Origin of the sequence: Proteus sp. LHD240705, from assembly GCF_047921555.1 — a bacterium.
In the GTDB taxonomy this organism is placed as follows: Bacteria; Pseudomonadota; Gammaproteobacteria; order Enterobacterales; family Enterobacteriaceae; genus Proteus.
In genome coordinates, this window is record NZ_JBLRMI010000007.1 from 1 (window position 1) to 19,289 (window position 19,289).

Below are 19,289 nucleotides of genomic sequence, written 5' to 3' on the forward strand. Positions count from 1 at the left end.
AGTAGGGAACTGCCAGGCATTAAATAAAGCGTTAGTGTTAGGTAACATTAATCGCGCAAAGAATACGCGGAGCGGTAGTTCAGTTGGTTAGAATACCTGCCTGTCACGCAGGGGGTCGCGGGTTCGAGTCCCGTCCGTTCCGCCAACTATTTAGGGGCGTAGTTCAATTGGTAGAGCACCGGTCTCCAAAACCGGGTGTTGGGAGTTCGAGCCTCTCCGCCCCTGCCAGTTACCAATTAAGTAATAACAAAATTTATACTTCTTTGTAGCCCAGTTAATTAACTGGGCTTTTTGTTATCTATATATTCTCAATACTTACTGTACTAAATTCCCACCGACTAACCTGCCAATGAGCTTCTTTTACTAATATCTATTAGTAATATTCCCTGTTATATGTAATAAAAATTCTAGAGATGAAGCTTAAACCCAAGAGTGATTCGTTAATATCATGAATAACTATAGCGTGGATTTAAGCTTTATTGATGATTTATCGGCTGTTTTAATAGCTGTTGTATCAATACTTGTTGATCACTCGTATTTAGCCAAACCGCAAATAAAGGTTTTTGAATAATTTCTGTTGAGGCAGGGGCTAGATCTGAATAGAGATCTAGCCAATGCATAGGTAAAAATGCAACTGCTTGTGTTGTTTTCATTAACTGATAAGCAATCATTGCGGAGTTAGTGGTTAAAATAGGATCAATTTTTTGCACTGCACCATTAGAAAGAAAAGACTGAAAATCAGCACTCCATTCAATTTTGATAAATTGTGCTATCTCTTCGGTTTTATTTGATGCGATTTTCATCAACTGAAAAGTAATATCACCAATAATTTTACTTTCTAATTCATCCATCTTTGGTGCTTCAGTCGTAAAAAGAAGATCGAGCTCTCTTGCATGAAGTTGTTTTACAAGAGATTGCCTTGTAGAGACTCTAGATTCGATTCTGAGCTCTTCTCTTTCTAGATAAGATTCCTGCAACCAAGATGTCAGATATGCTTCCCAGAGTGATGCTGTGGCGCCAATTGATAGCTCTGAATGTTGAGAAGCATGGCTAATCTCTTTTTTAGCGAGAAGCCATGTATTCATTAACGATTCAGCATAAGGGATCAGCCTTTCACCTGCGACAGTTAGACGAATATTATTACGATGGCGAGTAAATAGATTTGTGCCTAATTGTGTTTCCAGTTGTCGTATTCTAAAACTAACCGCAGACTGAGTTAAATAAAGAGATTCAGCGGCTCGCCCAAAGTGTCTAGTCTTACTGACTTCCAAAAAGGTTTTCAGTAATTCGGTATCCACATATATCTCCAAAAAAATTTGTCGTTACGATTTAAATATTTTGTTTTACAGAACCGCATGACTATCTAATACTCCGCGCCATAAGTATGATGATAGAGAATTAGGAGTGTGTCAGATGGCAGAAAGTTTTATCACGACTAATCGTTTTTTTGACAATAAACATTATCCGCGTGGTTTTTCTCGTCATGGCGATTTCACTATCAAGGAATCCCAGATATTGGAACGTCATGGTCAAGCCTTTAACGAGCTTGATTTAGGTAAACGAGAGCCTACAACTGAAGCGGAAAAATTATTTGTTGCCATGTGTCGTGGCGAACGAGAAGCAGCAACGGTTGAAGAAAAAATTTGGAAGAAATATACGAGTCGTATAAGTCGTCCAAAACGTTTTCATACATTATCGGGTGGAAAGCCGCAGCTCGATCCATCTGATGACTATACCGACTCTGATGATTAATATCATTAGTTTTAGTCAAAAGGAGCGTTTTTTCGCTCCTTTTTATTACCCATCTAGTTGTTTTTGTAAATAGATCATTAATCTATCCATTGCACGAAAGCTTAATGCTTCAATTAAATGATTTCTCTGTATTTTCTCTTCATTTGCAAGATCTGCAATAGTCCTCGATACTCTTAAAATTTTATGCCAAGCTCGTATCGATAATCCTAATTTATTAAGCGTATCTTCAAGAAAAGTTGCATCACTGGTATTCAATGAGCAATAGCATTCAATCTCTTTTCCAGTTAAATAAGTATTCACTTTTCCACATCGTGCAAATTGTCTTTCTCTTGCCTTTAGAACACGTTCTCTAATTGTCGTACTATTTTCTGTAGTAAATGTAGGATGAATAAGCGCGCCTTGGGGAAGAAGTGGCATTTCGACAGATAAATCAAACCTATCTAAAAAAGGTCCAGAAACCTTGCTTAAATAGCGTAGGATTTGCTTTATTGGTACTCGGTTGTGATTACCTTGATAATGTCCTGTTGGGCTTGGATTTAATGCACCGACCAATAATACATTGGCAGGGTAGCTTATTTTGGCTTTTGCGCGTGAAATAGTAATTTCCCTAGCATCTAGAGGTTCACGTAATGCATCGAGTACTCGGCGCTCGAATTCTGGTAATTCATCTAAAAATAAAATACCATGATGTGCTAATGTAATTTCTCCAGGTTTAGGAAGAGAGCCTCCTCCCGTTAAAGCAACAGCAGAGGAAGTATGATGTGGAGCTCTAAATGGCCTTGTAGGCCACTTTCTTTCATCAAATGTCACTCCTCTTAAGCTACTAATGATTAATACATCAAGTGCTTCTTTAGCAGTTAAAGGCGGAAGAAGCGTACTTATTCTTTGCGCTAACATTGTTTTGCCTGTTCCTGGTGGCCCAAGAAATAAAATGTTGTGATTTCCTGCGGCTGTGATTTCTGCTGCCCTTTTTGCATTATTTTGACCAATTATATCGCTCATATCTTTATTATTTTGATTTTCAATTTCATCATTAATAATAAAACTTTCTGTTTCAATTAATGGCGTATTATTTTCTAGATGATGACAAATCTCTAAAAGATGAGAGGCTAATAAAGCCGATTTATTGGGTAATAATGAAACTTCAGTTTGATGTTCTGTTGATACAATACATATTCGATGATCTTTTGATGCACTAAGAATTGATGGAATAACCGCATTAACTCGTTGTAATTTTCCAGAAAGTGCAAGTTCTCCAATAAACTCATAACACTCTAATTTATTTGATATTAATTGTTCTGATGCAATGAGTATTGCTAGTGCAATAGGTAAATCATAACGCGCACCTTCTTTGGGTAAATCGGCAGGTGAAAGATTAATCGTTATTCTTTTTGCAGGATAAGTATATCCGCTATTAATTAATGCACTCCTTACTCTATCTTTTGCTTCTTTTACGACAGTTTCAGGTAATCCAACTAATGTTAATCCAGGTAATCCCTGACTAATATGAGCCTCGATAGTAATAAGCGGAGCTGATATTCCTAAAGAGGCACGCGTATATATTATTGCTAATGCCATTTTTTATTCTCCATTATTTTTTTCTTTTTAAATTATTTTTTCTTTTGTGTTAAATGAAGAGTTAAATAAATGCGAGATATCTCGAAAATAATATAACATATTGAAATATAATGATTAATTTTTTAAATAATTAATTTAATAAATTAATATAAATATAATGAAAATTATCATTGTTTTTTAACGTGGAATAATAAAATGCAATAGCAGAAAAAACAAAATAACGCGTTCTTTCTTGGTATTAATAACTGAAAAATAAATATTTTATAGATGAATATTCTAATTGGTGTTTGCGCTATAAAAAACATATAAAATTCATCATGTTATAATTATTTTTAAAATAAACATTGTCAATTCTAAAATATCATGATAACTCTAAAAGGACAGAGTGAAAGAAAACACAACACAACATTACAAACATACATTTTAAATAAGAAAAGAAGTTATAAAACTATGAATACTATCGTCCTAGTGATTAGCCTAATTATTGTCAGCGTGGTGGTGATTATTAACCCACCGTGCGGGGCTGCACTAGGACGAAGAAAGGCTAACTAAACTAGCCGGATCTCTTAAAAACCCCCGCACCGAAAGGCGCGGGGGTTTTTTTTGAGCCTGAGTTTGAAAAAAAGATTAAATAGAAAATAAATTCAAATTAAACAAGAAGTTAAGATGGCAGGGTGAAAGAATGAATGGAGCACAGTGGTTAGTACAGGCATTACGAAAACATCAAGTCGAAACAGTCTTTGGTTATCCTGGCGGTGCTATCATGCCTGTTTACGATGCCCTTTATGATGGTGGTGTTGAACATGTTTTATGTCGCCATGAACAAGGTGCTGCAATTGCTGCTATTGGTTTTGCTCGCTCTACGGGTACGACAGGTATTTGTATCGCGACATCAGGCCCAGGCGCTACTAATGTCATCACTGGACTTGCTGATGCATTGTTAGATTCTGTGCCTGTTGTTGCTATCACTGGGCAAGTTGCTTCCAATTTAATTGGTACTGATGCATTCCAAGAAATTGACGTTTTAGGTCTTTCATTGGCGTGTACGAAACATAGTTTTTTAGTTTCGACGGTTGATGAATTACCAAGAGTGTTATCAGAGGCATTCTCTATCGCATCTCAAGGTCGCCCTGGCCCTGTTTTAATTGATATTCCTAAAGATGTTCAATTGGCGGATGCTTCTCATTTATCAAGCTATGAATTACCAGAAGAGCAAGAATTTTCTTATCCAACACAAGAGTTAAATCAAGCTAAGCAGATGTTAGCGAAGGCACAAAAACCGATTTTGTATGTAGGTGGTGGTGTTGCCATGAGCAATGCAGTGGAAACGTTAAGAGCATTTGTGAAGCAAACAGAAATGCCCGTTGTTTCCACTTTAAAAGGGTTAGGCTGTGCCGATGCATTAGATGCTAACTATTTAGGCATGTTAGGTATGCATGGCACTAAAGCGGCAAATTATGCTGTTCAGCGTAGTGATTTATTAATCGCTGTTGGTGCTCGTTTTGATGATCGCGTTACTGGGCGATTAAATACTTTTGCACCTAATGCCAAGGTTATCCATATCGATATCGACCATGCAGAATTAAATAAATTGAAACAAGCGCATGTGGCGTTATTAGGTGATGCGAAAGTGTTGTTACCTGCTTTGTCTCAGCCATTATCTATCGCTGCTTGGCAACAAGAAATACAAGAATTAAAAGCCGAACACGCGTGGCGTTACGATCATCCAGGCTCCGCAATTTATGCCCCATTATTATTAAAACAATTATCAGATGCGAAACCTGAAAATACGATTGTGACAACAGATGTAGGCCAACATCAAATGTGGTCGGCACAACATATGACATTTGATGCACCTGAAAACTTTATCACCTCAAGTGGTTTAGGCACCATGGGATTTGGTATCCCAGCAGCAGTGGGCGCTCAAATTGCTAGACCTGATGCATGTGTTATCTGTGTGTCTGGTGATGGCTCTTTTATGATGAATGTACAGGAATTGGGCACAATTAAGCGTAAGCAATTACCTATCAAATTGGTGCTATTAGATAACCAACGTCTTGGTATGGTTCGTCAATGGCAAGAGTTATTTTTTGAACAACGTTATAGCGAAACGATTTTAACAGATAATCCAGACTTTGTTGCCTTGGCAAAAGCTTTTGATATCCCTGGGCAACGCATCACAGAAAAAGCACAGGTTGCTGATGCAATAAAATGTTTATTAGAGAGCGATGGTCCTTACTTATTACAGGTATCTATCGATGACGCAGAAAATGTCTGGCCTTTAGTCCCGCCGGGCGCAAGTAATGATGAGATGATGGAGAAATCAAAATGAACCAACACAATATCACAATTGAAGCCCGTTTTTGTCCAGAGATCTTAGAACGTATCCTGAGAGTTATTCGTCATCGTGGTTTTCATATATGCTCAATGAATATGAATATCACTGAAAGTAATAATATCAATTTAAGCCTGACGGTGAGTAGTCAGCGGCCATTAGAACTTCTGTGCAGCCAGTTAACAAAATTAGCTGATGTTGCAGGTATTCAAGTATCACATCAACAGAAAGAAAAATTACGATTCATGAATGCACTAAGTGCCATGTAAGGATAAAAGAATGACAAAGCAAGCTGATTATATTTGGTTTAACGGTGAAATGGTTCCTTGGGCTGAGGCAAAGGTTCATGTTATGTCTCATGCATTACATTATGGAACCTCTGTGTTTGAAGGTGTGCGTTGTTATGATTCTCATAAAGGCCCTGTGGTCTTTCGCCATCGTGAACACATGCAACGTTTACATGATTCAGCAAAAATTTATCGTATGCCTGTTGAGCAAAGTGTTGATGAGTTAATGGAAGCCTGTCGTGAGACCTTACGTAAAAATAAATTAGTCAGTGCTTATATTCGCCCATTAGTTTTTATTGGTGATGTCGGTATGGGTGTTAATCCACCAGCTGGTTATAAAACAGATGTGATCATTGCTGCATTTCCATGGGGAGCTTACCTCGGTGAAGAAGCGTTAGATAAAGGTATTGATGCAATGGTTTCTTCTTGGCATCGTGCTGCACCAAATACTATTCCAACAGCAGCAAAAGCGGGTGGTAACTATTTATCTTCACTATTAGTGGGAAGCGAAGCTCGCCGTCATGGTTATCAAGAAGGGATTGCATTAGATGTGCATGGCTATTTATCAGAAGGTGCAGGTGAAAACCTATTTGAAGTAAAAGACGGTGTTATTTTTACACCTCCATTTACTTCATCAGCACTGCCGGGGATCACGCGTGATGCCATTATCAAATTAGCAAAAGATCTCGGTTATGAAGTGCGTGAACAAGTCCTTTCTCGTGAATCACTTTATCTTGCAGATGAAGTCTTTATGTCAGGTACAGCCGCAGAGATAACCCCAGTACGTAGTGTTGATGGTATTCAAGTCGGTATTGGACGTTGTGGCCCTGTGACCAAAGCAATTCAAAAGGCGTTCTTTGGTCTGTTCACAGGTGAGACAGAAGATAAATACGGCTGGTTAGATCCAATCAATTCATAAACATAATCAAATAAATTTGTTTAGCGGGTAGCTCGTTCCCTACTCGCTTTCTTTATCGCAGGAGTGTGAAAAATGCCTAAATACCGTTCAGCGACAACGACACACGGTCGTAATATGGCGGGAGCCCGTGCCTTATGGCGCGCAACGGGAATGACTGATGCTGATTTTGGTAAACCCATTATCGCTGTTGTGAACTCATTTACGCAATTTGTACCGGGTCATGTGCATCTGCGGGATTTAGGAAAACTGGTTGCTGAGCAAATTGAAGCCGCTGGTGGTGTCGCTAAAGAATTTAATACTATTGCGGTTGATGACGGTATCGCAATGGGGCACGGTGGCATGCTTTATTCTTTGCCATCGCGTGAACTTATCGCAGACTCTGTTGAATATATGGTTAATGCGCACTGTGCTGATGCGATGGTGTGTATCTCAAACTGCGACAAGATCACCCCAGGAATGTTAATGGCGTCTTTACGCTTAAATATTCCTGTTATTTTTGTTTCGGGTGGTCCTATGGAAGCAGGTAAAACGAAGCTTTCAGATCAACTGATCAAATTGGATCTGGTTGATGCCATGATCCAAGGAGCAAATCCCAATGTTAGCGATGCGGATAGTGAGCAAATTGAACGATCTGCTTGTCCGACTTGCGGATCGTGTTCAGGTATGTTTACCGCAAACTCCATGAACTGTTTAACCGAAGCTCTGGGATTATCTCAACCCGGAAATGGCTCATTATTAGCAACACACGCAGATCGTGAAACGCTGTTTATCAACGCAGGTAAGCGAATTGTTGAATTAACCAAGCGTTATTATGAAAAAGATGATGAGTCCGCATTACCGCGCAATATCGCTAAAAAAGAAGCCTTTGAAAATGCGATGATCTTAGATATTGCAATGGGTGGCTCGACAAATACGGTTCTGCATTTATTAGCTGCTGCACAAGAAGGTGAAGTTGACTTCACCATGGAAGATATCGACAGACTTTCTCGCCAAGTCCCTCATTTATGTAAAGTGGCACCAAGTACACAAAAATATCATATGGAAGATGTTCACCGTGCAGGTGGAGTTATGGGTATTTTAGGTGAATTAGACAGAGCCGGATTACTTAACCGTAATGTGGATAATATCTTAGGGCTAAGCTTGCCAGAAACATTAGCGCAATATGACGTGATGTTAACGCAAGATGAGCAAGTAAAATCGATGTTCCAAGCAGGTCCTGCGGGTATTCGTACCACGAAGGCATTCTCTCAAAATTGCCGTTGGCCAACCTTAGATACCGATCGTGAAAACGGGTGTATCCGCAGTAAAGAACATGCTTATAGCCAAGATGGTGGATTGGCCGTGTTATCAGGTAACTTAGCAGAAGATGGCTGTATTGTTAAAACTGCGGGCGTTGATGAAGATAACTTGATTTTTAGCGGTCCTGCAAAAGTATATGAAAGCCAAGATGATGCTGTTGAGGCCATCTTAGGTGGAAAAGTAGTGGCAGGCGATGTGGTCATTATTCGCTATGAAGGTCCTAAAGGTGGGCCAGGTATGCAAGAGATGCTGTATCCAACCTCATATTTAAAATCAATGGGATTAGGTAAAGCTTGCGCACTTATCACTGACGGACGTTTCTCTGGGGGAACATCTGGCTTATCTATCGGGCATGTTTCACCTGAAGCAGCAAGTGGTGGTGTAATTGGTTTAGTGGAAGAAGGTGATATTGTCTCTATCAATATTCCAACTCGTGAGATCTCATTAAAGGTAGATGATAAAACGTTATCTGCACGTCGTGATGCACAAAATGCTCGTGGTGATAAAGCGTGGACACCACAAGACAGACAGCGCCAAGTCTCTTTTGCCTTACGTGCTTACGCCTCTTTAGCAACCAGTGCTGATAAAGGTGCTGTGCGCGATAAATCTAAATTAGGGGGCTAAGAAATGGCTGCCTTTAGACCTTTAAATTCAGCACCAAGTAGCGCTGAATATTTAAAAGCGGCGCTGAGCGCACCTGTTTATGAAGCGGCAATTGTCACGCCACTTCAAGAGATGACAAAAATCTCTGAACGCTTAGAAAATACGATTTTAGTTAAGCGTGAAGATAGACAACCTGTTCATAGTTTTAAATTACGTGGTGCTTACACCATGATTGCAGGGTTGACTCCTGAGCAAAAAGCGAAAGGCGTTGTAACTGCTTCGGCGGGTAACCACGCTCAAGGCGTTGCGTTGTCAGCGAATCGAATGGGTGTAAAGGCATTAATCGTGATGCCAGTGGCAACAGCGGATATCAAAGTCGATGCGGTTCGCCAATTTGGTGGAGAAGCATTGCTTTATGGTGCCAACTTTGATGAAGCAAAAGCGAAAGCTATCGCACTATCTGAAGAGATGGGATACACCTTTGTTCCGCCTTTTGATCACCCCGCTGTGATTGCAGGGCAGGCAACATTAGCAATGGAATTATTGCAACAAGATGTTCATCTTGATCGTATTTTCGTACCTGTAGGTGGTGGAGGTTTAATTGCTGGAGTGGCTGTATTAATCAAACAGCTTATGCCAGAAATTAAAATTATCGGCGTTGAAGCAGAAGATGCAGCATGTTTAAAAGCAGCATTAAAGGCAGGACACCCTGTTGAATTAGCTCGCGTAGGCTTATTTGCAGAAGGTGTTGCCGTTAAGCGTATTGGTGATGAAACTTTTCGTTTATGCCAGAAGTATGTCGATGATGTGATTACTGTTGATAGTGATGAAATTTGCGCTGCTGTAAAAGATTTATTTGAAGATGTGCGTGCGATTGCTGAGCCTTCGGGCGCATTGGCATTAGCTGGGCTTAAAAAATACGTAGAAGAGCACCAGATCAAAGGTGAGCGTCTAGCGCATATACTTTCTGGTGCAAATGTGAATTTTCATGGCTTACGTTATGTTTCTGAACGCTGTGAACTAGGCGAAAAACGTGAAGCGCTATTCGCTGTGACTATTCCTGAGCAAAAAGGCAGTTTTTTACGTTTTTGCCAAATCCTAGGTCAACGTGTGGTCACTGAATTTAATTATCGTTATAGCGATGCTGATCCTGAAAATGCACGTATTTTCGTGGGCGTACGTTTAAGTCAAGGACTTATAGAGCGTAAAGAAATTTTGCGGGAGCTTACGACTGCAGGTTATCAAGTTGCTGATCTTTCTGACGATGAAATGGCAAAACTGCATGTGCGTTATATGGTCGGTGGTCGTCCTAATAAGCCGCTTAAAGAGCGTCTATTTAGTTTCGAGTTTCCAGAATCACCGGGTGCTTTAATGAAGTTTTTAAAAACGTTAGGCACTTATTGGAATATCACACTATTCCATTATCGCAGTCATGGTACTGATTATGGTCGAGTGCTGGTGGCATTTGAATTGCCCGAAACAGAAGGGCGTTTCGAGCGACATTTAGATGCATTAGGCTATGAATATCATGATGAGACAGGAAATCCTTCTTTTCAGCTATTTCTGTCACCACAAACGACAAGCTTAGTCGTGGAGTAATCGCCAAAAAGCACTGATCACAGGCTCTTGAAGGCGTTTGTGTAATCCGCAAACGCCTAATTCGAAAGGTTCTACCATTGAAATATTATCCAATGAAGAGATGCGATTACGCACAGGCTCTGGACAATTATCAACGACGACCTGTGGAATAAGCGCGATACCACAACCTAACGCAACCATTGAGACAATCGCTTCATGCCCTGAAACAGTCGCATAAATTAAGGGATTATGGATACGGTGGCGCTTAAACCATAATGCAATTCGTTGTCGCGATGGGCCATGTTCAGGAATGATAAATGGAATATTGAGCCAATCGGGTTTCTCTTGTGTTGCAAGATGACGAACATTACAAGGCAGAGCGGGCGCAATCAGTACTAATGGAATTTCGCCTATTTTTTCAAAACAGATATTTTCAGGAAGCTTTTCAGGTTTTCCTGCAATACCTAAATCGGCCTCATCAGATTGCACTTTATCGACTGCATCAGCTGCATCTCCTGTGGTGAGTTTTATTTCAACTAATGGGTGTTCAGCACGAAAGCGATCAAGAATAGAGGGTAAATGGCTGTAAGCCGCTGTTACAGAACAAAATAGGCGTAATTCGCCAGAAAGGCTTGGGCTATTTTGATTTAACGTGTGCTTAAGTTGCTTATATTGCAATAAGGTTTGTTGAGCATAGCGTTTTAACTGCTCGCCAGCATCGGTGAGAGTCACTTGTCTGTTATCACGTAAAAACAGAGGATGACCTAAGCTTTCTTCAAGGCGTTGAATTTGACGAGAGAGCGTTGAAGGGCTGACGTGCATTGCCTGCGCTGTCTTGGTGAAGTGGCAACTTTCAGCTAAATGCAGGAAGAGTTTGAGATCACGAATATCCATTGTCAGCCACCCATTGTGATAAAAAAGTACGTTGCATTTTTTGCAACACTATCTTGTAAATATATCAATTTAAGCAATGGCTTTCATCCCATATAGTAAAGTCATGCAACACCTCACTGAGAGTGAGGATAATAACAGCAAACACATACACAACGATTTTGGAGTCTTCTATGGCAAATTATTTTAATACATTGAATCTGCGTCAGCAGTTGTCGCAATTAGGTAAATGTCGCTTTATGTCACGCGAAGAATTTGCTGATGAAGCAAATTATCTGAAAGGCAAAAAAGTCGTTATCGTTGGTTGTGGCGCTCAAGGTCTTAACCAAGGTTTAAATATGCGTGATTCAGGTTTGAATATTGCGTATGCCTTACGCCAAGAAGCGATTGATGAGAAACGTGCATCATGGCGTCGCGCGACTGAAAACGGCTTTGAAGTTGGCACCTATGAAGCGTTGATCCCTCAGGCAGATTTAGTGGTTAACTTAACGCCAGACAAACAGCACTCTGCTGTTGTTCAAGCTGTTCAACCACTGATGAAATCAGGTGCAGCATTAGGCTATTCTCATGGTTTTAATATCGTTGAAGTTGGCGAAAAAATTCGTGATGACATCACTGTTGTGATGGTTGCACCAAAATGCCCAGGTACAGAAGTTCGCGAAGAATATAAGCGTGGTTTTGGTGTTCCAACACTGATTGCTGTTCACCCTGAAAATGATGCGAAAGGCGAAGGAATGGCTATTGCTAAAGCATGGGCAGCGGCAACAGGTGGTCATCGCGCTGGTGTTTTAGAATCTTCTTTTGTTGCTGAAGTCAAATCTGACTTAATGGGTGAGCAAACCATTCTGTGCGGTATGTTACAAGCAGGCTCATTGTTATGTTATGACAAAATGGTTGCCGATGGTGTTGAACCAGGCTATGCAGGTAAGTTGATTCAGTTTGGTTGGGAAACCATTACAGAAGCACTGAAACAAGGTGGTATCACCTTAATGATGGACAGATTATCTAACCCTGCGAAAATGCGTGCATATGCATTATCAGAGCAACTGAAAGAGATCATGGCTCCACTGTTTGCGAAACATATGGATGATATCATTTCAGGTAAATTCTCTGAAACTATGATGGCAGATTGGGCAAATGATGATAAAAACTTGCTGACATGGCGTGAAGAGACTGGAGCAAGCGCATTTGAAAATTACCCTGAATATGAGGGTAAAATCAGTGAGCAAGAGTACTTTGATCACGGTGTATTAATGGTTGCAATGGTTAAAGCTGGTGTTGAATTAGCGTTTGATACCATGATTGAAGCAGGGATCTTTGCAGAGTCAGCTTATTATGAATCACTGCATGAGTTACCATTAATCGCGAATACCATCGCTCGTAAGCGTTTGTATGAAATGAATGTGGTTATCTCTGATACGGCAGAATATGGCAACTATTTGTTCTCATTTGCGGTTGTGCCGATGTTGAAAGAATTTATGACAACATTGCAAAGTGGCGATTTAGCGAAGAAAGTTCAAGATAATGGAACAGATAATGCGCAATTGCGTGATATCAATGAAGCAATTCGTCAGCACCCAATTGAAGCCGTAGGTAAAACCCTGCGTGGGTATATGACGGATATGAAGAAAATTGCTGTAGGCAACTAATTTTCCGATTTTTCGTCGCTCTTTACGCGATAAGTGCGTTGGCTACACTCGGTTATCCTAGTCACATACTAATTTTTCGTCGCCCTTTACGCGATAAGTGCGTTGGCTACACTCGGTTACCCAAGTCACATACTCATGTATGCTCCTTGGGATAACCTCCTTTGCCGCCTTCTTCTCTCGCAAATAGCTTAGAAAAATAAGCGTAAGATTCAATTTGTTGAAAACCGTGTTTCTTAATGAAATACGGTTTTTTGTTTTTTGGTCTAAATATCTAAGTTTTTGAATAAATTATTAGCGCCATCAATATGAAAAATATCAATATTTTTATCTGTTTTTATAAAAGTGATTAATGTCTTTGGATTAGGTTCAAACTTATTCTTCTTTATGTATTTATTAATATTTTTTTGTTTTCTGTTCATCTTGTTATGTTCAAATTGATTTATGTCTGCAATATATTCCTATTTCGTTGAAATAGTATACAAAGTTTAAACTATATAAATTTAATTTTCTTATCGAAAATGATCTCCAAATCCTAAAACCGAACCATCTTTCTATGCACTTTCTGCTACAATTATCCCCCGTTATGTTCTTGGTTAATGAAGTTTGGAAAAAGTATGCGATTAAATCCCGGTCAGCAAAAAGCAGTGGAATATGTGTCAGGCCCTTGTTTGGTCTTGGCAGGTGCGGGATCGGGTAAAACACGGGTTATTACCAATAAAATTGCACATCTTATTCGTCAATGCCAATACCCAGCAAAGCAGATTGCGGCGGTTACGTTTACTAATAAAGCCGCGCGTGAAATGAAAGAGCGTGTTGCTCAAACCTTAGGTCGCCAAGAAGCGAAAGGATTAATGATCTCAACGTTCCATACCTTGGGATTAGAAATTATTAAACGTGAATATAAAGCACTAGGTATTAAAGCTAAATTTTCATTGTTTGATGATCAAGACCAATCTGCATTACTTAAAGAATTAACGGCTGATTTATTAGAAGAAGATAAAGATTTGCTGTCTCAGTTAAAGAGCCAAATCTCTAACTGGAAAAATGACATGCTCACGCCAGAGCAAGCAATAGGAATAGCGAGATCGCAACAAGATCATACTTTTGCCGAATGTTTTCGACGTTATGAACAACATCTGCGTAGTTGTAATGTGCTCGATTTTGATGACTTAATTAGTCGACCAACTATGTTATTGCGCACGAATGAAGAAGTGAGAGAGCGCTGGCAAAGACGTATCCGTTATTTGCTGGTGGATGAATATCAAGACACCAATACCAGCCAATATGAATTAGTGAAATGGTTGGTGGGTGAAAGAGCGCGTTTTACCGTTGTGGGCGATGATGACCAATCTATTTATTCATGGCGTGGTGCTCGCCCTCAAAATTTAGTGTTGTTACAAAAAGATTTCCCTCAACTTAATGTCATTAAACTTGAGCAAAATTATCGATCTTCGGGGCGTATTTTAAAATCTGCCAATATCTTGATTGAAAATAATCCCCATGTTTTTGAAAAACGCTTATTTTCAGAGTTAGGTTATGGTGATGAACTTCGTGTTTTAACGGCAAATAATGAAGAGCACGAAGCAGAGCGTGTCGCGGGCGAATTAATTGCGCATCACTTTATTAATAAAACCAATTATAAGGATTACGCGATACTTTATCGTGGTAATCACCAGTCGCGTATTTTTGAAAAATACTTGATGCAAAATCGCATTCCTTATCGTATTTCGGGTGAAACCTCCTTTTTTTCACGAGAAGAGATAAAAGATATCCTTGCCTATTTACGAGTCATTACTAATCCTGATGATGATGCGGCATTTTTACGTATTGTGAATAAGCCTCGTCGTGAAATCGGCCCTATGACAATTCAAAAATTAGGTGAGTGGGCAAAAGTTCGAGATAAAAGCTTATACAATGCCTGTTTTGATTTGGGGCTAAGCCAAACATTAACAGGTCGAGGTTTGAATTCATTACAAGCATTTTCGCAATGGATGTCGCGTATAGTACAAAAATCAGAGCGAGAACCACTGTTAGCTGTACGTGATTTATTGCATGAAATGGATTATGAAAGCTGGTTATATGAAACCTCAAGTAGCGCAAAAGCGGCTGAAATGAGGATGAAAAATATTAATCAGCTATTTTTATGGATGAGTGAAATGCTTGAAGGTGATGAATTGCATGAACCGATGACGCTTTCTCAAGTCGTTAATCGTTTTACCTTGCGCGATATGATGGAGCGAGGAGAAACAGAAGAAGAGTTAGATCAAGTTCAGTTAATGACATTACATGCCTCTAAAGGTCTTGAGTTCCCTCATGTGTTTTTAGTGGGAATGGAAGAGGGCATATTGCCACACCAAAGCAGTATTGATGAAGATAATGTAGACGAAGAAAGACGTCTTGCTTATGTGGGCATTACTCGAGCACAAAAAACACTCACGTTTACGTTATGTAAGGAAAGGCGCCAATACGGTGAATTAATCAAACCTGAACCGAGCCGTTTTCTTTATGAATTACCTCAAGATGATTTGAATTGGGATACCAATAAAAAGAAAGTGTTAAGTGCTGAGGAAAAACAAGAGAAAGGGCAAAAAGGTGTTGCAGGATTAAGAGCTATGTTGGCAAGGCATAAACCTGAATAGCATAGAGAGTTGTCGATAAAACTAACCCCTTGGCATATTGATGTCCAAGGGGTTTTATTTTTGTATAAATAAAAAAGTTAACTTATACGAGAGCTATTTTGTTCTTCAATCATTAAAGACCAATGGACATAACTCTGAAGTTGGATCTCTTCTTGGAGATTTTCAGCACGTAACGGATGCTCATTAAGCCATTGATATGGCAGTGTAATAATGAGTTTCTCATCTTCAGTGCGTAATCGTAATGCAGGAAGCGTATCATCACGGCGACGGCTAGCAAAAATGATGGCTAATCGCAGTAAACGCACCAGTCGATTGGCTTGAGTTATCGGTAGGGCATTTTGATGATTAAGAGGTGCAAGATCGATGATCCCTGTTTGGTTTTTTAGCAAAGAAGCTAATAAACGTCGTTGCGCCGGTGTATATCCTGGTAAATCAAGATGAGAGATCAGATAGCTTGCATGTGAAGGTGCTTGGCGGAAATCAACACTTAGGCCAATTTCATGTAATGCACTAGCGCTATTAAGCAACTCGCGGCAACGATTATCTAACTGCCAACTCTTGCTGACTTGGATAAAAAAGTGTTCTGCAAGTTGTTGAACTCGGTGTGCTTGCTCAATATCAATCTGAAACCGACGCTGGACATTACGAAGAGTACGTTGGCGAATATCTTGCTCAATAGGAAGATGCAACATTCCATAGACTAAGCCTTCTCGTAATGCACCACCTGCTAAGATCATATTGTCGATATGCAGTGTTTCAAATATGGCGATTAAGATAGCAAGCCCACTCGGAAACACTAAGGCTCGTTCAAAAGTAAGCCCTTCAATTTCCAATTCTTCCAGTTTTCCACATTCAATGGCTTTGTGTTTGAGCCGCTCAAGCTTAGGTAAGGTGATTAATTCATCCATACCTTGAGCAATCATGATCTCTTGCAACGCCTGTACAGTACCAGAGGCGCCCACACACACTTGCCAGCCTTGCTCAATTAATTTATCCGCCACTGGGGCGAGTATCGCTTTGGCTGCGTCTTGCGCTTTAGCAAAATTTTCTTGAGTTAAAGAGCGATCAGTAAAATAGCGCTCTAACCAAGTTACACAGCCCATACTTAAGCTCATTAATTGTGTCGTTTTAGCACCAGTACCTGTAACCAGCTCTGTGCTGCCACCACCAATATCGACAACTAAACGTTGCTCTGCACCACCAGTGGTATGTGCAACGCCACGATAGATAAGGCGTGCTTCTTCCTCACCACTAATAACATGAACAGTATTGCCCAATATTTCAGACGCTTTTGCGACAAAAATATCTGCATTTTTAGCAATACGTAATGTGGCTGTTGCTACGACTCTGATTTGTTCAGTCGGAATATCACGTAGATATTCAGAAAAAAGTCGTAAACATTGCCAACCGCGTTCCATTGCCTGCTCTGACAATTCATTTTCACTGTTTAGGCCAGCAGCGAGTCGAACTTTACGTTTCACGCGGGAAAGAACTTGTATAGAGCCCGCGATTTCTCGAACGACTAACATATGAAAACTGTTAGAACCTAAATCAATAGCAGCATAAAGTGATGAGGATTTCAGCATAATTTATGGATGACTCGGGCGTTTATTTCGGTTGTTACGTTGAGTATTATTTCCTCTATTATTTCGCACTGGCGCATTATTGCGACGAGGCTGACCTTGGCGAGGACGGTGACGGCGTTTAGGCTCAGGAAGATCAGCTAATAACGCATCACTATTATATTTACTCACAGGAATAGCATGTTGAATATAAGTCTCAATTGCAGGTAAATTCAGTGCATATTCTTCACATGCAAGACTGATTGAGTTACCACTATTTCCAGCACGCCCTGTTCTACCAATACGGTGAACATAATCTTCACAATCATCAGGTAAATCATAGTTAAAAACATGCGTTACTGATGGAATATGAAGACCTCTAGCAGCAACGTCAGTGGCAACCAGAATATCAATATTACCTTGGGTAAAATCTTCTAAAATGCGTAGACGTTTTTTCTGAGGAACATCACCTGTTAATAAACCAACGCGGTGTCCATCTGCGGCAAGGTGCGCCCAAATGTCATCACAACGATGTTTTGTATTGGCGAAAATGATACAGCGATCTGGCCATTCTTCTTCAATTAATGTTTGAAGAAGACGCATTTTCTCTTCATTTGAAGGATAAAAGAGTTCTTCTTTTATGCTAAAACCTGTTTTTTGTTCAGGTTCAACTTCAACATATTCAGGGTTATTCATCTGCTCAAAAGCCAGTTCTCTGACGCGGTAAGAAAGCGTTGCAGAAAACAGCATATTCATACGCTCAGCTGCAACTGGCATACGACGGAAAATCCAACGAATATCTTTAATAAAGCCGAGATCGTACATTCTGTCAGCTTCATCAAGTACCACAACTTGGATTGCGCTAAGGTTAATATGGCCTTGTTTAACGTAATCAATTAAACGACCTGTTGTGCCAATAACAATATCGACACCATTACTTAATACTTTGAGTTGTTCGTCATAGCCATCGCCACCATAGGCGAGACCCATTTTAATCCCTGTATTTTGCGCAAGCTCTTTAGCATCAGAATAAATCTGCACGGCTAATTCGCGTGTTGGCGCCATAATAAGTGCACGAGGTTGATTGGTTTCATGCCCTTCTTTAGCAGGGTGTGTTAAAAGATAATGAAACGTTGAGGTTAAAAACGCCAACGTTTTGCCTGTTCCTGTTTGGGCTTGCCCGGCAATGTCTTGACCTTTCACAGTGATAGGTAACGTCAATGCCTGAATTTGTGTACAATTAGAGAACCCTTTTTTCTCAAGGGCTTCTATCACTTTTGGATGCAAGGCGAAGTCGGAAAACTTCTTTTCTGTCAAATATGTTTTGCTCATAATGTAATAGAATATCAGTTATGGGTTGCATTACAAAAGTTTATCCGCTGAAATGCAGACAGACTTTTGTTATTTAATGTTACACTGGTACGGTCAATATTATTCTTTGGAGTAGAACAATGAGCGATAAAATCCTTCACTTATCTGACAGCAAATTCGATGCTGATGTATTAAATGCAACCGGCCCTGTGCTCGTTGATTTCTGGGCTGAATGGTGTGGCCCATGTAAAATGATTGCTCCTATTCTAGATGAAGTTGCAACAGAATACGCTGGTAAATTAACAGTTGCTAAGCTAAACATCGATCAAAACCCGCTGACAGCACCAAAATACGGTATTCGCGGTATTCCTACACTGATTTTATTCAAAAACGGTGCAGTTGCTGCGACTAAAGTAGGCGCATTGTCAAAAACTCAACTGAAAGAGTTTTTAGACGAAAATATCTAATTTGATTTAGATATCAAAAATAAAAGTAGGACGTTTAGACCTTGTCAGTATTTCTGTTATTGACAGCTAGACGTCCGCTTCGAAGCATGATAAGTTAGCGCCACTTACTTACATAATATATCGGATCTACTTGTCAATATGATTAGACACGATTAAATAAGTCTGAGATATTGAATATCAAGCGTGCAAAGTAATAGAATTGAATAACATGATATGATATTTAATCTAATATGATATTTAATATAAGTAATCTGAATTCATCTAACCAGTCAAGTTGCCTTAGAATAATCTATAGTATTCAGGGAATATAAATTTTTCCAAAGTATGTTCCTAACCCATAAGTTGAAAGTACACTCATACATCGCGAAAATGAATGTCACTTTTCTGGGATAAAGCAGACTGGTCTAATAGTATTAACA

General features: G+C 39.8%; 15 protein-coding genes and 2 tRNA genes. 12 read left to right on the forward strand and 5 right to left on the reverse strand.

Features of this window, described 5'->3' with window-relative positions; all coding sequences use genetic code 11:
- The first annotated feature begins 68 nt into the window (after window positions 1–68).
- Both ACNART_RS13250 and ACNART_RS13255 read left to right on the forward strand, forming a co-directional pair.
- Window positions 69–145, forward strand: a tRNA-Asp gene (locus ACNART_RS13250).
- A 7-nt stretch (window positions 146–152) separates the two neighbouring features.
- Window positions 153–228, forward strand: a tRNA-Trp gene (locus ACNART_RS13255).
- A 248-nt stretch (window positions 229–476) separates the two neighbouring features.
- On the opposite strand, the gene hdfR is transcribed toward ACNART_RS13255, so the two are convergent.
- Entirely contained in the window at window positions 477–1,298 is an 822-nt protein-coding gene (hdfR, locus tag ACNART_RS13260; RefSeq protein WP_311747439.1) for an HTH-type transcriptional regulator HdfR, read from the reverse strand.
- A 115-nt stretch (window positions 1,299–1,413) separates the two neighbouring features.
- Between hdfR and ACNART_RS13265 the strand changes: the two genes are divergently transcribed.
- On the forward strand, window positions 1,414–1,752 hold the full coding sequence (locus ACNART_RS13265) for a DUF413 domain-containing protein (RefSeq protein ID WP_036939631.1): 339 nt from the start codon (window positions 1,414–1,416) through the stop codon (window positions 1,750–1,752).
- Between the two features lie 45 nt (window positions 1,753–1,797).
- Here the strand turns inward: ACNART_RS13265 and ACNART_RS13270 are convergent, their stop codons facing one another.
- Entirely contained in the window at window positions 1,798–3,330 is a 1,533-nt protein-coding gene (locus tag ACNART_RS13270; protein ID WP_109372754.1) for a YifB family Mg chelatase-like AAA ATPase, read from the reverse strand.
- A gap of 450 nt (window positions 3,331–3,780) precedes the next feature.
- Here ACNART_RS13270 and ilvL point away from each other — a divergent pair, with 450 nt between their 5' ends.
- The 6 genes from ilvL (at window position 3,781) to ilvA (ending at window position 10,372) form a co-directional block, all read left to right on the forward strand.
- Entirely contained in the window at window positions 3,781–3,882 is a 102-nt protein-coding gene (gene ilvL, locus ACNART_RS13275) for an ilv operon leader peptide (protein ID WP_071788577.1), read from the forward strand.
- A gap of 130 nt (window positions 3,883–4,012) precedes the next feature.
- On the forward strand, window positions 4,013–5,662 hold the full coding sequence (gene ilvG / locus ACNART_RS13280; protein WP_198626379.1) for an acetolactate synthase 2 catalytic subunit: 1,650 nt from the start codon (window positions 4,013–4,015) through the stop codon (window positions 5,660–5,662).
- Entirely contained in the window at window positions 5,659–5,934 is a 276-nt protein-coding gene (gene ilvM / locus ACNART_RS13285) for an acetolactate synthase 2 small subunit (protein ID WP_023583660.1), read from the forward strand. The genes ilvG and ilvM overlap by 4 nt, the downstream gene beginning before the upstream one ends.
- Before the next feature lie 10 nt (window positions 5,935–5,944).
- On the forward strand, window positions 5,945–6,871 hold the full coding sequence (ilvE, locus tag ACNART_RS13290; protein ID WP_069369927.1) for a branched-chain-amino-acid transaminase: 927 nt from the start codon (window positions 5,945–5,947) through the stop codon (window positions 6,869–6,871).
- A gap of 72 nt (window positions 6,872–6,943) precedes the next feature.
- Window positions 6,944–8,794 (forward strand): dihydroxy-acid dehydratase, encoded by a 1,851-nt coding sequence (gene ilvD / locus ACNART_RS13295; RefSeq protein ID WP_109372751.1) that lies wholly within the window; start codon window positions 6,944–6,946, stop codon window positions 8,792–8,794.
- A gap of 3 nt (window positions 8,795–8,797) precedes the next feature.
- Window positions 8,798–10,372 carry a threonine ammonia-lyase, biosynthetic gene (gene ilvA, locus ACNART_RS13300; RefSeq protein WP_198626378.1) on the forward strand — a complete coding sequence of 525 codons (1,575 nt, stop codon included), beginning with the start codon at window positions 8,798–8,800 and terminating at the stop codon, window positions 10,370–10,372.
- On the opposite strand, the gene ilvY is transcribed toward ilvA, so the two are convergent.
- Entirely contained in the window at window positions 10,358–11,245 is an 888-nt protein-coding gene (ilvY, locus tag ACNART_RS13305; protein ID WP_198626377.1) for an HTH-type transcriptional activator IlvY, read from the reverse strand. The two genes, ilvA and ilvY, sit on opposite strands and share 15 nt — an antisense overlap.
- Window positions 11,246–11,415: 170 nt before the next feature.
- On the opposite strand from ilvY, the gene ilvC reads away from it, so the two are divergent.
- Together ilvC and rep are read left to right on the forward strand one after the other, a co-directional pair.
- Entirely contained in the window at window positions 11,416–12,891 is a 1,476-nt protein-coding gene (ilvC, locus tag ACNART_RS13310; protein WP_109372748.1) for a ketol-acid reductoisomerase, read from the forward strand.
- Between the two features lie 614 nt (window positions 12,892–13,505).
- Window positions 13,506–15,530 carry a DNA helicase Rep gene (gene rep / locus ACNART_RS13315; RefSeq protein WP_196534380.1) on the forward strand — a complete coding sequence of 675 codons (2,025 nt, stop codon included), beginning with the start codon at window positions 13,506–13,508 and terminating at the stop codon, window positions 15,528–15,530.
- Between the two features lie 77 nt (window positions 15,531–15,607).
- Here the strand turns inward: rep and gppA are convergent, their stop codons facing one another.
- Both gppA and rhlB read right to left on the reverse strand, forming a co-directional pair.
- Entirely contained in the window at window positions 15,608–17,116 is a 1,509-nt protein-coding gene (gene gppA / locus ACNART_RS13320) for a guanosine-5'-triphosphate,3'-diphosphate diphosphatase (RefSeq protein WP_109372744.1), read from the reverse strand.
- A gap of 3 nt (window positions 17,117–17,119) precedes the next feature.
- Window positions 17,120–18,424, reverse strand: coding sequence for an ATP-dependent RNA helicase RhlB (gene rhlB / locus ACNART_RS13325; protein WP_160229885.1), 1,305 nt, complete (start codon window positions 18,422–18,424; stop codon window positions 17,120–17,122).
- 119 nt (window positions 18,425–18,543) lie between these two features.
- On the opposite strand from rhlB, the gene trxA reads away from it, so the two are divergent.
- Window positions 18,544–18,870, forward strand: a complete 327-nt coding sequence (gene trxA / locus ACNART_RS13330) for a thioredoxin TrxA (protein ID WP_006535838.1) — start codon at window positions 18,544–18,546, stop codon at window positions 18,868–18,870.
- Window positions 18,871–19,289: the final 419 nt, after the last annotated feature.